This window comes from Acinetobacter sp. CIP 64.2, from assembly GCF_000369645.1.
GTDB lineage: Bacteria > Pseudomonadota > Gammaproteobacteria > Pseudomonadales > Moraxellaceae > Acinetobacter.
Genome location: NZ_KB850121.1, coordinates 402,615 through 416,569, shown reverse-complemented (window position 1 = coordinate 416,569; position 13,955 = coordinate 402,615). Strand labels below are relative to the sequence as shown.

The window sequence follows — 13,955 nt, the reverse complement described above, 5'->3', positions numbered from 1 at the left end:
AAATAGACTCATCTATTTGAAGTTAAAACAGAATAATTTTTAATCTTTTTTTCAATCAATCGGATTATCCTAAACGACCTCATGTGCTGACTTTATTGCTGCGATATATTGAGGTTTAGGTCATAGTTTTTGACAATTATCCTTGTCAGGATTAAGTCATGTGTTGTTTGCTTGATACTGCAACAGGTCAAAGTACTGAAGGTGAACAATGGAAATAAAACAAAAAAGGAAAGCATCCTATGAAATCTCTGATTTGTCATAACGCTGAGCTGAAACTGGAAGACAGTGTTCAATTGGTTCCTGCAAAGGGGCAAGTCCTGCTTGAAGTGGTGCGTTGCGGTATCTGTGGTTCTGATTTACATATGCAACATCACTGTGACCATATGCATGATCTGGCAGCACGCGTCGGCTTTAATGGGGTGGCAAAGTCCTCAGATAAACTGGTTTTTGGGCATGAGTTCTGTGGCAAGGTCTTGGATTATGGTCCTAAAACACGTCGAAAATTGAAAGCGGATACCTTGGTTTGTGCCATGCCCTTGTTAAATGTTGATCCACAAGGCTATGTTCCTACGGGCTTGTCACCGAGTGCTTCAGGTGGTTATGCAGAGCAGGTTTTGGTGCAATCCAGTCTGATGTTTGAAGTGCCGAATGGTCTAGATGCGGACAGTGCAGCGCTGACTGAGCCAATGGCTGTTGCGCTGCATGCAGTACGTCGTAGTCGAATCAAGAAAAATGAGCCAGCCATCGTGATTGGTTGTGGTCCAGTTGGTTTGGGCGTGATTGTTATGCTCAAGGCCGCAGGCGTTAAAACGGTGGTTGCCAGTGATTTTTCACCGAACCGCCGTCGCTTGGCTGAGCAATGTGGTGCAGATATCTTGATTGACCCTAAACAGCAATCGCCATTTAGCAGCTGGAAAGAACTGGGTTTATTGGGCAATGTCTCTGAGGCAATTAATATGGGAATGGGACTTTTTGATAAGGTTCAAACCTACTCATTACCGTGGGTCAATGCCATGCGCGTGGGCGATAAGCTTAGCATATTGCCAAAGCGCCCAGTAATTTTTGAGTGCGTGGGCGTGGCTGGGATTATGCAGCAAATCTTGGAGGGTGCACCGCTGTTCTCACGTATCGTCGGAGTGGGCGTGTGTATGCAAAGTGACAAGATCGAACCTGCCTTGGCGATTAATAAAGAGTTGGAAATCCAATATGTGTTGGGTTATACACCGCTTGAGTTCCGTGACACGCTACATATGATTGCGGAAGGTAAAGTCGATTGTTCGCCGTTGATTACGGGTGTAGTCGGCTTGGAAGGGGTGAGTAATGCTTTCGAGGCGCTGCGTGATCCAGAACAACATGCCAAGATTCTGATTGATCCAAAACGTGCAGGCGCAACGATTGAACTGATCAAGCCTTAAGATCCAAGATTTTAAAAAGCCGCTTTTAATGAAGCGGCTTTTTTATATCAGATCATGCGATCGAGTTTGGATTAGAAGCTTTTGGTCAGTGACAAAGTCACGGTTGAATCAATCGGATTGGAGACTTTGGCATTGGGATTGCCATTGCTGTATTGCTGATAAAAACCGTCTTTGTCCCATGCCTTGCTATAGGTCAAACTGCTGGAAAGGTTATAAGGTAGCTCTTTGTTGACGGCAAAGCTGGCATCTTGGAAGTTGGCGGCAGAAAAGTTTTTAATGCGCTGGTTGCCATAATGCGCATTGACTGACCAACCTTGTGTGATTGGTTGATGCCAATTGACATCGAGATAACCTGAGCCACGTGAATGTTTATTGTTGCCGATGCCTAAAGTATCCGAATTATTGCCAAAATAATCTTGGGTATAAGTGATGGCATATTTTACGCTGAGCGGCCCATAGCTGATTTCAGGAATAATTTCACCATAATCAAAGCGGCTATTGCCTGTTTCGGCCGTGGTTTTCGCGCCGGGATAATAGTAATAGGCAACTTTGGTACCGACGGTGACATCGCCAAAACTGCGGCTATAGCCGGTATACACATCCCACTCGACCGAGGCATCCCGAATAAAATGATCGCTTACGGTCGATGCCCAAGTGCCTGCATAGAGGCCGCTACTATGGTTGTAGTCCAATCCCCCTTGCAAGGCAGGTTTACCCCAAGTTTGTTGAAAACCACGTGAAACGTATTGGCTGGCTGCAGTGATATTAGCAGAGTAAGGTGAGGTAGGTTCAGTGGCATGGGTGCTTTGAAAAGAAAAAGCGAAGGGGGCAATTAAAAATAAGGTTTTTTTCATCATTTCTCCCTGAATGAAGTGAAACCCGAAGCTGAGCTTCGGGTATCCCCTGAGGAATTTCTTCCTTATAGTATTGGACGTAACGGCGCTTGACGTACAGGTGCTGTACCTGCTTTGTAATAGCCCGCCTCAGAACGAGGGAGTTTTTGACCACGGATTTGATCGGCAATTTTTTCTGCGATCATAATGGTGGTGGCATTCAAGTTACCCGTAATGATCAATGGCATGATGGAAGCATCGACCACACGTAAGCCTTGTACGCCATGCACGCGACCTTGTCCATCGACCACCGCCATATCATCTTCGCCCATCTTGCAGCTACATGAAGGATGGAATGCTGTTTCCGCATGGCTACGTACGAACTCATCCAGTTCTGCATCGGTCTGGATGTGTTTACCCGGACTGATTTCTTCACCACGATACGGATCAAGCGCAGGCTGCGCCATGATTTCACGGGTGATACGGATCGCATCACGGAATTCACGCCAGTCTTGTTCTGTAGACATGTAGTTAAACAAGATACTTGGATGTTCAAACGGATCTTTTGATTTGAGCTTGATGCGACCACGTGAAGGCGAGCGCATTGAACCAACATGGGCTTGGAAGCCATGCTCTTTTACTGCATTACTGCCGTTGTAGTTAATCGCTACAGGCAAGAAGTGGTACTGGATATTTGGCCAGTCAAATTCTTCCGAACTACGGATAAAGCCACCCGCTTCGAACTGGTTGCTTGCACCCACACCTGTGCCATTGAATAACCATTCAGCACCAATCGCAGGCTGGTTATACCATTGCAACGCAGGGTAAAGTGACACAGGCTGCTTGCATTGATATTGCAAGTACATTTCCAAGTGATCTTGCAGGTTCTCACCCACACCCGGCAAATCATGCACCACATCAATATCCATCGATTTCAGGAAGGTACTTTCACCCACGCCTGAACGTTGTAAAATTTGTGGTGAGGCAATTGCACCTGCGCAGAGCAACACTTCACGCTTGGCTTGCGCCTGTTTCATATTGGCTTGGTCTGCGCCAATAATATATTCCACACCCACCGCCTGTTTTTGATTAAACAGGATTTTATTGGTGGTGGCATGCGTGACGATGGTTAAATTCGGACGACCTTTGGCCATATCCAAATAACCACGCGCGGTACTTGAACGGCGACCTTTTGGGGTCACGGTACGGTCCATTGGACCGAAACCTTCCTGTTGATAACCATTTAAGTCATCGGTACGTGGGTAACCTGCCTGTACACCTGCCTCAACCATGGCATGGAACAGCACGTTATTGCCATTTTTAGGGGTTGCCACCGATACAGGGCCTTGGTCACCATGATAGTCATTGCCGCCAATATCACGGGTTTCCGCTTTTTTGTAATAAGGTAAGCAGTCGGCGTAGCTCCAGTCTTCCAGACCTTTCATGCTTGCCCACTGATCCAGATCCATGGCATTCCCACGGATATAGCACATGCCGTTAATCAGTGAAGAACCACCGAGGCCCTTACCACGACCACATTCCATACGGCGATTGTTCATGTGTGGTTCAGGATCGGTTTCATAGGCCCAGTTATAGCGACGACCTTGTAAAGGAAAAGCCAAAGCGGCTGGCATTTGAGTACGGAAATCTAAACGGTAGTCTGGGCCACCGGCTTCCAAGAGTAAAACAGTCACGTCTTTGTCTTCAGTCAGACGTGTTGCGAGCACATTTCCGGCAGATCCTGCGCCAATGATAATGTAGTCATATGCTTGAGTATTCATCGTTATCCCTTTTCTATTCTTGAGGATGCCGAGGCAATCATGGGATTGCTCGGCATAGAGGATTAATTTTGAGGGTGACAGCTGAGCGCATTAGAAAATGCTGTGATACTCACCTAACTCAACTTGAACGGATTTGATACGGGTGTAATGACCCAAAGTGGTTAAGCCATTTTCACGGCCAACACCAGATTGCTTGTAGCCACCGACTGGCATTTCCGCAGGTGATTCACCCCAGGTATTGATCCAGCAGATACCGGCTTCAAGTTGGTGAATCATGCGATGCGCTTTGCTGATGTCTTGAGTCACCACACCTGCCGCCAAGCCAAAGGTGGTGTCATTGGCACGACGAATCACTTCTTCCTCAGTTTCATAGCTGAGAATACTCATCACAGGACCGAAGATTTCTTCTTGCACAATCGCCATATTATCTTGGCAGTTACTGAATACCGTCGGGAGCACATAAGCTCCTTTGGTAAGATCACCTTCTGTGGCACGTCCACCACCAATCAACAGTTTTGCGCCTTGCTGTTTGCCTGACTCAATGAAAGACAATACTTTTTCCATATGCGGGAAGCTGGTGAGTGGACCGAAATTGGTTTGCTCCGCCATCGGATCGCCAATACGAATCCGTTTGACTCGTTCTACTACCGCTGCTTCAAAATCCGCAAGTAGGGCTTTCGGTACAAACACGCGAGTACCGTTGGTACAAACTTGGCCTGAGCTAAAGAAGTTGGCCATGACGGCAATATCCGCAGCGCGGTCAAGGTTGGCATCATCACAGATAATCAATGGCGATTTACCACCCAGCTCCATGGTGACTTCTTTCAAGGTCGAACCCGCAGCACTGGCCATGACTTTCTTGCCAGTTTCAACACCACCGGTGAACGAGATTTTTTCAATCACAGGATGTTCAGTCAGCCATTGACCGATGTCACGACCAGCACCTTGAACGACGTTGAAGACGCCGTCTGGAACGCCCGCTTCAGTATAGATTTCAGCCAGTTTGAATGCGGTCAGCGGCGTGGTTTCGCTTGGTTTGAAAATCATGGCATTACCCGCAGCAAGGGCAGGGGCAGATTTCCACATTGCGATTTGAATTGGGTAGTTCCACGCACCGATCCCAGCAACGACACCAAGCGGTTCACGACGGGTATAGAAGAAGCTTGATTCACGAAGTGGCACTTGCTCGCCTTGAATGGCCGTGGCAAGACCTGCGTAGTATTCGATGACATCGGCACCTGTCACGATATCCACGGTTGAGGTTTCGCTGTAGGCCTTCCCGGTATCGAGGGTTTCGAGTCGGGCAAGTTCATCATTACGTTCACGTAAGATATCCACTGCACGGCGCAGGATGCGAGAACGCTCCATTGCGGTCATGGCTGCCCAGACTTTCTGGCCTTGTTGTGCGCTTTGAACAGCCGCTTCAATGTCTTGTTGTGAGGCTTGTTGAAGTGTTGCGATCACTTCACCGTTGGCAGGGTTAATGCTGTTAAATGTTTGACCACTGGTTGCTGCGACATAACGTCCGTGGATATATAACTGGTGAACTTGTGCATCACTCATTCTGTTTCTCCTGCAAAGGTTTGTTCGCAAATTGCAATTGCGTTTTTACATAATCGTAAGCAATGGAACGTGCCAACTGGCTGTCAAACTCATCATGACTGCTCAAACTGCCACGTAACCATAATCCGTCAATCAAAGCCGCCAATCCGCGAGCGGCAATGCTGGCCTGTTGTTTATCCTCAACCAACATCAGAAAATAATGTTTCAGGTTGGAGTACAGGCGTTGATCATTAATTCGTTGTAAACGTCCAAGTTCGGGCAAGTGCATACTGGCTGACCAGAAGTCTAACCAGACCCGCATGGCTTGTTTGTTGACCTGACTGATATCGAAGTTGGAATCAATAATGGCCTTGATCTGGCTTTCAGGATGCGCATCTGCTTCAGCTTTGTATTGGTCGGTTTTTTGACGCAAAACGTTGAGCATTTCCTGCATACAGGTATTGATTAAGCCCTGTTTGTCACCAAAATAGTGACTCACGATACCGGTCGATAGTTCGGCCTTTTTTGCAATTTGTGCAATGGTGGTATTGGATAACCCCACTTCAGAAATTACATAAAATGCGGCGTTAATAATCTCTTCACGTCGCACATGCTCTGGTTTAACTCTACGCTTTGTCATGCTTATCCATTTAAAGCCCTGCCAAGGTGCTTTTTATTCAACATTTCTCAATGTAGAGCATCATAACATTTTTTTATCATACTTTTTATTGATTGAACGTTCAATCAATAAAAAGTATAATCTGTAAAAATCAATGAATTTTTGATTGGAAAGATCAGATCTAATTAATAAGTCAAAGCTTCTTAAGGATAAGAAGGTAAGGGCTAAACTGCACTTATCACATTATTTTTTAAGAAAAATGCACCAATTGCAAGGAGCAAGAACATGGTGTCAAACAGTCATGAAGGATCCTCATCCCAACCCGTACGTTTAAATTTGTTTGTTTTTTGGAGCTCTGCAATCAGTATTGGCATTTTTGGCCTATTGTTTGTGTTGTTTCCACAGCGCAGCCAATTCTGGTTAACCTATATCCAAGGGCAGGCCAATCAATTGTTTGGTTGGTACTACATGCTGGTGATCGTGGTTTGTTTAGCTTTTGTTGCTTGGCTGGCTTTTTCACGGGTTGGGCAGATTCCTTTAGGTAAAGATGACGATAAACCAGAATTTGGTTATCTGGCTTGGGTCTCGATGTTGTTCTCGGCAGGAATCGGGATTGCGCTGCTGTATTACGGTGTAGCTGAACCCGTTGACCATTTTATTCGACCACCAGAAGGTCAGGGTGGCACCATACAAGCTGCACGTGATGCGATGATGTATAGCTTTCTGCACTGGGGCATTCATGGTTGGGTGCTGTATGCCTTGCTGGGTGTGACACTCGGTTATTTTGCCTTCCGTCGAGATTTACCGTTGGCCTTGCGGTCCGCACTGTATCCGATCTTTGGTGAACGGATTCATGGTTTGATTGGAGATTTTGTCGATGGCTTCGGGATTTTAGCCACGGTCATTTCTCTGGTCACTAACTTGGGCATCGGGGCCTTGGTACTGGTTTCGGGTCTACATTATCTTCTCCCTGAGATTCCGAATAACCAAGCCACACTGATTACGGTGGTGTTGTTGATGATGTCCGTGGCGACCATGACCACCGTGGTCGGGATTGAAAAGGGCTTGGCGTGGTTATCGCGGATCAATCTACGTTTACTTTATGCCTTATTGCTATTCGTGTTCCTGACAGGTCCAACCAATCATCTACTCAATGGTTTAGTGCAGAATATGGGTGATTATCTGGATCATTTTCTGGCAAAAAGCTTTGACATGTATCTCTACAACAGCAAGGCAGGTGAGTGGTTAGGTTCGTGGACGGTGTTTTATTGGGCATGGTGGATTGCATGGGCGCCATTCGTGGGCATGTTCATTGCGCGGATTTCCAAAGGCCGTACCATTCGCGAGGTGGTGTTGGGTGTCTGCCTGATTCCACTTGGTTTTACGCTGGCTTGGATCTCGATTTTTGGCAACACCGCAATCTATTTTATTCTGGAACAGAAGCAAAAAATCCTCGGTGACTTGGTGCTGACTGACCCTGCTTTGTCCTTATTTAAGCTTCTCGAATTTTTACCGTTCAATCCCTATATTGCTGGGATTGTTGTTGTGATTTGTTTCGTATTGTTTTTGACCCCTGTGGGTTCTGGTACACTCATGATCGCAAATCTGTCCTCGAAAGGGGGTAGCAATGAAAGTGATTCGCCGATTTGGTTAAGAATTTTCTGGTCTGTGGTGATTACCATCGTCAGTATTGGTCTGCTGTTGGCAGGGAGTTTCCACTCCATGCAAAGTGCCGTAGTGCTGTGTGGTTTACCATTCTCCGTTATTATTTTGCTGTATATGTTTGGCCTCGCCAAAGCACTAAAACAGGATCAGTTTCGTCCTACACCGCCGCAAGTGATAACGCAGGACACTCAGTCATCACAAGCTATAACTGAAAAATCAGAAACATTGTAATTCGGGTAAATGACTTTTATTTTTCATTTTTTATTCAGACATGTCTTTTCATTGAATCAAAGGTGGAAAGACGTCGATGAATATTTTCTTTTTGTTCTCTAACTCCCTGAGGATTGTATGGCAACAGATAATCCAAGAGCGGTTGATGATTCTACATTAGCGAATAAAGACCATTTAAATCGTGTGGTCTTTTATGTTTCAGCTCTACTTATTTTAACATTTGCACTGGTTACGATTTTTTTTAATGACTTTGCCAACCACTTACTCAATGTGGTGCTGGCTTGGGTCAGTGATAAATTTAGCTGGTATTACTTGCTGGCAGCAACGCTGTATTTGATCTTCGTGATCTTTATTGCCTGCTCGCGTTATGGTGATATCAAACTGGGTCCAAAGCACTCCAAACCTGAGTTTAGCCTACTCAGTTGGTCGGCCATGCTGTTCGCAGCAGGGATCGGCACAGACTTAATGTTCTTCTCGGTGGCAGAGCCGCTGTCTCATTATATGAATCCTCCTGTGGGCGAAGGCCAGACCTATGAAGCGGCCCGTCAGGGCATGGTTTGGACCCTGTTCCACTATGGTTTAACTGGTTGGGGCATGTATGCACTGGTCGGGATGGCCTTGGGTTATTTTAGTTATCGCTATAACCTACCTCTGACCATTCGTTCTGCTTTATATCCAATCTTTGGTAATAAAATTGATGGGCCGATTGGGCATACTGTGGATACCGCTGCGGTTATTGGTACGATCTTTGGTATCGCGACCACCTGTGGTATTGCGGTGGTGCAGATCAATTATGGTTTGCATGTGCTGTTTGATGTACCTGAAAACCTATGGATTCAGATCGCACTGATTGGTCTTGCTGTGATTGTGACTATTATTTCGGTGACGGCAGGGGTCAATAAAGGCATTAAGGTTTTATCCGAAATCAATATTTATGCCGCGATTGGCTTGATGTTGTTCGTCCTGTTCCTCGGCAATACCGAATTCTTGCTCAATGCCTTGGTGCAAAACTTTGGTGACTATATCAGTCGTTTCCCGAGTTTGGCCTTGGAAAGCTTTGCCTTTGACCGACCAAAAGACTGGATGAATAGTTGGACCTTGTTCTTCTGGGCATGGTGGGTCGCATGGTCGCCCTTTGTAGGGCTATTCTTGGCACGTATTTCGCGTGGCCGTACCATTCGTGAATTTGTCTGCGGCACCTTGATCATTCCTTTATTGTTCACGATTACGTGGTTGTCTATTTTCGGAAATAGCGCCTTATATAACGTAATTTTTGAAGGCAATACAGCACTGGCACAAACGGTTTTGACTGATCCTGCACATGGTTTTTATGACCTGTTGGCGCAATATCCGGGCTTTGCCTTTATTGCAGGTGTGGCCACGATTACCGGCTTGCTGTTCTATGTGACATCTGCGGATTCAGGTGCTTTGGTACTCGGTAACTTTACCACCAAGTTCTCCAATGTTGACAATGACGCACCGCGTTGGCTGAGAATTTTCTGGGCAACGGCAATTGGTTTACTCACGATCGCGATGTTGATGGCGAACGGGATTACAGCCCTGCAAAGCGCCACGGTGATCATGGGCTTGCCGTTTAGTTTTGTGATGTTATTGGTGATGGCGGGCTTATATAAATCCTTGCGTTTAGAGGATTATCGTAAAGCCAGTCGCAGCTTAAATGCGGCACCTGTGGTCGGAAACGTGGACATTCTGAACTGGAAGCAGCGCTTATCCCGTGTCATGCATCATCCGGGCAGTAGTGAAACTCAACGTATGCTCGACAGTGTATGTAAGCCAGCGGTACAGACCGTGGCGGATGAGTTGATCAAGCGTGGCATGAATGTGGAAGTGACGCAGGGCGAGGTCGATGAAAGCGACAGCCTGTACCATCTGGATCTCACCATCTACATCGAAGAAGAGCATAACTTCGTGTACCAGATCTGGCCGGTACGTTATATCGCACCGACCTTTAGTGAGCGTGGTAAACGTGGTAAGCAGTTCTACTACCGTTTAGAGACTTTCTTGTATGAAGGTTCTCAGGACAATGACTTGGTGGGATACACCAAAGAACAGGTGATTAATGACATTCTGGATAAGTATGAACGTCATATGACCTTCTTGCATATCAATCGGATTAGTCCTGGTAACCGTCCTTTGTATCCAGATTCACAAGACTAAACCTTCCATAAAAAAACCTCACTGCTTGTGAGGTTTTTTTTATGGGCTGAATTATAAGGCGCCGTATTTTTGCCATGTTTCACCGGTTTCATAAGGTGCGTAATGGCTTTTTAGTTCATGCAAGGACTGGCTTTGATAGATGGCGAAGATAATCATGATTAAAAATAAACTGATCAGTTTGATCGCGCGTTTATGTTTATATTCGCCAGAATACAGGTAGAAAATACAATAGAAGGCAATCATCAGATAAGTACAAAACAGCGAGTTAAACAGCAGATAGACCAGTAATACGGCGGTGATGGCCAAGGCAATTCGATTTTTTAAAATATTGGGGCGCAAGCTGAGTACATTCAGGATCAACAGACCCAAAGAGGTCCAGAACAGATAGGCTTGCCCACCAATCACCACAATATAGGTGGACTGTAGCCACAAGAGTACGAGCCATACAAAAACGGAAAAAATGATAAATTTAGATAGGCCAGAAGTGGGCGGCAAAGTATGTTTCATATTACATTGGTTTTTTAAATAGCAGTTTGTTTGGGAAACTAAAAGCGAAAATTCAATAAATCTTTGGTTTTGATCTTTGTTAATACAACACAGAGCAAAGAAAGTGATCCACCAATCAACATTGCAGGCACCACGCTGAAAAAGCGTGTCATCACACTAGACTGCAAGGCGCCCAGTTCATTACTTGAGGTGACAAAGATGCCATTAATGGCAGCAATGCGTCCAAGCATGTCCTTGGGGGGAATCAGTTGCAGTAGGGTTTGACGAATAACAATGTTGATGCTGTCACAGGCACCCATAATAATGAGAACTGCGACAGAAAAATAGAGCTGTCTGGTAACAGCAAATAACAGAGTGCATAGTGCAAAGCCTGCCACGGCAATCAACATGATTTGCCATGGTCTGGACTTGGGTGGATAGCGGACTAAAACCACCATCATCAGCAAGCCGCCAAACGCAGGTGCAGCGCGTAATAAACCAAAACCATCGGCACCGACATGCAAAATATCTTGGGCAAAAATGGGGAGCAGCGCGATAATTCCACCAAAGAAAACGGAACCAAGATCGAGAAATATGGCCCAGAAAATAATTTTGGTTTTAAAAATAAATTGTAGTGCTTCTTTCAGGCTTTGTGTGATCGACTCGGTTTGCAGTTGCGGAAACGCTCGTTTTTGTAAACACCACAGCGCGATACAACCGATCAGAAAAAGTGCCACGATCACGGCAAAGGTAATCTCTAAATCGAGATGAGCCAGCAAAAAGCCGCCGATTACAGGGGCAAGAATGCCGCAGGCCTGCCAGCACATACTGGTCCATGTTGCCGCATTGGCATACAGATGTTCGGGAATCACAAAGGGGCGTAAGGAGTTAAAGCAGGGGCTATAAATACCGCGAATACAGCCAAATAAAAACAGGATACTGAAGGTTGCAATCAGTAAGAGGTTGGAACTGATTTTATCCGCCTGAAACAGATCAAAGCAGATCCATAAGCCAAGCGACAGGGGAATGGCTAAACTAAAACTGATTTGCAAAATACGCTGACGGTTAAAGCGGTCAGCAATATACCCTCCCCATAAAGACAGGGCGAGAAAAGGCAAAAAATCCATGATTCCGACCAAGCCGAGAATCAGCGGGTTTTTGGTGATTTGATACAGATGAAACGCCACCAGCACTTCTTGAATCAGTACCGCAAAGGTCAGACAGCATTGATTGAGGGTCAATAACCTAAAGTCACGACTGGCAAATGCAGCAAAAGCAGAATCGGGTACAGCAGAAGGCATAGGGTGAAAAATATAAACGGCAGAATGAGAAAAGGGAAGAGCCGAAACTCCTCCCTTTTGATTTAGGCTTGGCCTTGCTTATTGTGCAACAGCTTCCGCTTTTTCGACTTTCTTGGCAGGAACCAAGTTTGCAGGTGTCGTATAGTTCAAGCCCAACGTTGAACTTGAATAATGACGGATTTGATCTAACAACGCAGGATCAGTTGAAAGGTCTTTGCCATAAGAACGAACGATCTCATGCAATTTCTCATTCCAAACACCTTTGGTTTGCTCTGGGAATGCTTTTTCAAGCAAGTTGAGCATGATGTAAGGAGAGGTTGATGCACCCGGAGAAGCACCTAATAACGCCGTTACAGACTTGTCTTTAGATGCAAAGATTTCTGTACCGAATTGCAATTTCGCAGGTTTACCCGGCTCTTTTTTGATGATCTGAACGCGTTGACCACCTCGTTGTAAATGCCAGTCTTTTGGATCAGCTTCAGGGTAGTATTTTTTCAACTCGTTGAAACGATCAGCATCAGACATCAACACTTGGCTGACGAGGTACTGAACAAGGTCAGCATTTTGTAGACCAATTGCAGCCATCGGCAAGACGTTGTTTTTGTTGGTTGATGCAAGCAAATCAAGTTGTGAACCATTTTTCAGGAACTTGTTTGAATAGGTTGCGAATGGGCCAAACAACACATATTTTTTACCGTCGATATAACGGGTATCAATATGTGGAACAGACATTGGAGGCGCACCAAGATCAGCACGGCCATAGACTTTGGCTGTGTGCTTTGCAGTGACCGCAGGGTTGTCAGTCACAAGGAACTCACCACCTACAGGGAAGCCTGCATATTGTTGTGCTTCTGGTAAGCCAGTCATTTGCAATAATTTAATTGCAGCACCGCCCGCACCAATAAATACGAAACGTGTTTTAACATGATCAACTTTGCCAGATTTCAAATCTTTGAATGCAACAGACCACGTGTTGTCGTCATTCTTGCTGATACCAGTTACTTCAGTTGAAGTGCTGAGTTTGAAGTTTGGACTCTTTTCGAGGTGGTTGATCAACTGAGTGGTGATTGCACCGTAGTTCACGTCAGAACCAACGTCCATACGGGTTGCTGCCACTTTTTGTTGAGGATCACGACCATCCATCACCAAAGGTGCCCATTTCTGAATTTCAGCTTTATCTTCGCTCATTTTCATGCCCGCGAATAACGGGTTTTGAACCATGGCAGCATAACGCTTTTCCATGAAGTTCACGTTATCGCCCCACACAAATGCAATATGTGGTACTGGGTTAATGAACGTATTTGGTGTTTCTAACACACCTTGTTTCACTTGGTAAGCCCAGAATTGCTTGGCAATTTCAAACTGGCCAGCCACGTTGATGGCTTTAGAAATGTCCATTTTACCGTCTTTTTCTTCGGTATAGTTCATTTCCATAAAGCCAGAGTGGCCTGTACCCGCATTGTTAAAACCGTTTGAACTTTCTTGTGCAACAGCATCAAGACGTTCATACATGCGGATGTTCCAGTCTGGTTGTAATTCGTTGAGGTAAGTACCTAAAGTGGCACTCATGATCCCGCCACCGATCAGTACAACATCGACAGTAGGTTCGTTGTTGGTGGTTTTAATTGCCTTAGACGCAACTGGTCTAAAAAGAAAGGCAATTGCAATAATAATCAGTACCACGATCAGTACTAATAAATATTTCCAAAATTTTTTCATTCAATTTACCTTAAAAATTAAATGACGCTCTATATGACAAGCGATATAGAGAGAAAGAATTTAAATGATGATACAGACGCAATAAAGGTACATCAGCAAAGGGTTGGCCTTTACACTGATGTCAGAGAGGTTAGTTCATGAATTTTACTTTAATTTAGATGGTGTTTTGGTTGAACTAGTGTTTC

10 protein-coding genes are annotated in these 13,955 nt (G+C 45.4%); 3 read left to right on the top strand and 7 right to left on the bottom strand.

Annotated features, from left to right (window positions below; translation table 11 throughout):
- The first annotated feature begins 239 nt into the window (after positions 1 to 239).
- Positions 240 to 1,415, top strand: a complete 1,176-nt coding sequence (locus F895_RS14440) for a zinc-binding dehydrogenase (RefSeq protein ID WP_005239519.1) — start codon at positions 240 to 242, stop codon at positions 1,413 to 1,415.
- Positions 1,416 to 1,486: 71 nt separating this feature from the next.
- Here the strand turns inward: F895_RS14440 and F895_RS14445 are convergent, their stop codons facing one another.
- From F895_RS14445 to betI, 4 genes are all read right to left on the bottom strand, one after another.
- Positions 1,487 to 2,269, bottom strand: a complete 783-nt coding sequence (locus F895_RS14445; protein WP_005239518.1) for a TorF family putative porin — start codon at positions 2,267 to 2,269, stop codon at positions 1,487 to 1,489.
- 65 nt (positions 2,270 to 2,334) lie between these two features.
- On the bottom strand, positions 2,335 to 4,029 hold the full coding sequence (gene betA / locus F895_RS14450; protein ID WP_005239517.1) for a choline dehydrogenase: 1,695 nt from the start codon (positions 4,027 to 4,029) through the stop codon (positions 2,335 to 2,337).
- Between the two features lie 90 nt (positions 4,030 to 4,119).
- Positions 4,120 to 5,592, bottom strand: coding sequence for a betaine-aldehyde dehydrogenase (gene betB, locus F895_RS14455; RefSeq protein ID WP_005239516.1), 1,473 nt, complete (start codon positions 5,590 to 5,592; stop codon positions 4,120 to 4,122).
- Positions 5,585 to 6,211, bottom strand: coding sequence for a transcriptional regulator BetI (betI, locus tag F895_RS14460; RefSeq protein WP_005239515.1), 627 nt, complete (start codon positions 6,209 to 6,211; stop codon positions 5,585 to 5,587). Before betI ends, betB begins: the two co-directional genes overlap by 8 nt.
- A gap of 264 nt (positions 6,212 to 6,475) precedes the next feature.
- On the opposite strand from betI, the gene F895_RS14465 reads away from it, so the two are divergent.
- Positions 6,476 to 8,086 carry a BCCT family transporter gene (locus tag F895_RS14465; RefSeq protein ID WP_005239514.1) on the top strand — a complete coding sequence of 537 codons (1,611 nt, stop codon included), beginning with the start codon at positions 6,476 to 6,478 and terminating at the stop codon, positions 8,084 to 8,086.
- Between the two features lie 117 nt (positions 8,087 to 8,203).
- On the top strand, positions 8,204 to 10,264 hold the full coding sequence (locus F895_RS14470) for a choline transporter (RefSeq protein ID WP_005239512.1): 2,061 nt from the start codon (positions 8,204 to 8,206) through the stop codon (positions 10,262 to 10,264).
- A gap of 51 nt (positions 10,265 to 10,315) precedes the next feature.
- Here F895_RS14470 and F895_RS14475 read toward each other — a convergent pair whose 3' ends face one another.
- The 3 genes from F895_RS14475 to mqo form a co-directional block, all read right to left on the bottom strand.
- The gene (locus F895_RS14475) at positions 10,316 to 10,771 is read right to left on the bottom strand and encodes a hypothetical protein (RefSeq protein ID WP_005239510.1); all 456 of its coding nucleotides are present in this window, start codon (positions 10,769 to 10,771) and stop codon (positions 10,316 to 10,318) included.
- Between the two features lie 38 nt (positions 10,772 to 10,809).
- Positions 10,810 to 12,051: an MFS transporter gene (locus F895_RS14480; RefSeq protein WP_005239498.1), complete on the bottom strand. Its 1,242-nt coding sequence runs from the start codon at positions 12,049 to 12,051 to the stop codon at positions 10,810 to 10,812.
- A 78-nt stretch (positions 12,052 to 12,129) separates the two neighbouring features.
- On the bottom strand, positions 12,130 to 13,770 hold the full coding sequence (gene mqo, locus F895_RS14485; protein ID WP_005239496.1) for a malate dehydrogenase (quinone): 1,641 nt from the start codon (positions 13,768 to 13,770) through the stop codon (positions 12,130 to 12,132).
- Between the last annotated feature and the right edge of the window lie 185 nt (positions 13,771 to 13,955).

What these genes read in the sequence shown, in the direction of transcription:
- F895_RS14440 (WP_005239519.1), top strand. Translation starts at nt 240, where the DNA reads ATGAAATCTCTGATTTGTCATAACGCTGAGCTGAAACTGGAAGACAGT.
- F895_RS14445 (WP_005239518.1), bottom strand. Translation starts at nt 2,269, where the DNA reads ATGAAAAAAACCTTATTTTTAATTGCCCCCTTCGCTTTTTCTTTTCAA.
- betA (WP_005239517.1), bottom strand. Translation starts at nt 4,029, where the DNA reads ATGAATACTCAAGCATATGACTACATTATCATTGGCGCAGGATCTGCC.
- betB (WP_005239516.1), bottom strand. Translation starts at nt 5,592, where the DNA reads ATGAGTGATGCACAAGTTCACCAGTTATATATCCACGGACGTTATGTC.
- betI (WP_005239515.1), bottom strand. Translation starts at nt 6,211, where the DNA reads ATGACAAAGCGTAGAGTTAAACCAGAGCATGTGCGACGTGAAGAGATT.
- F895_RS14465 (WP_005239514.1), top strand. Translation starts at nt 6,476, where the DNA reads ATGGTGTCAAACAGTCATGAAGGATCCTCATCCCAACCCGTACGTTTA.
- F895_RS14470 (WP_005239512.1), top strand. Translation starts at nt 8,204, where the DNA reads ATGGCAACAGATAATCCAAGAGCGGTTGATGATTCTACATTAGCGAAT.
- F895_RS14475 (WP_005239510.1), bottom strand. Translation starts at nt 10,771, where the DNA reads ATGAAACATACTTTGCCGCCCACTTCTGGCCTATCTAAATTTATCATT.
- F895_RS14480 (WP_005239498.1), bottom strand. Translation starts at nt 12,051, where the DNA reads ATGCCTTCTGCTGTACCCGATTCTGCTTTTGCTGCATTTGCCAGTCGT.
- mqo (WP_005239496.1), bottom strand. Translation starts at nt 13,770, where the DNA reads ATGAAAAAATTTTGGAAATATTTATTAGTACTGATCGTGGTACTGATT.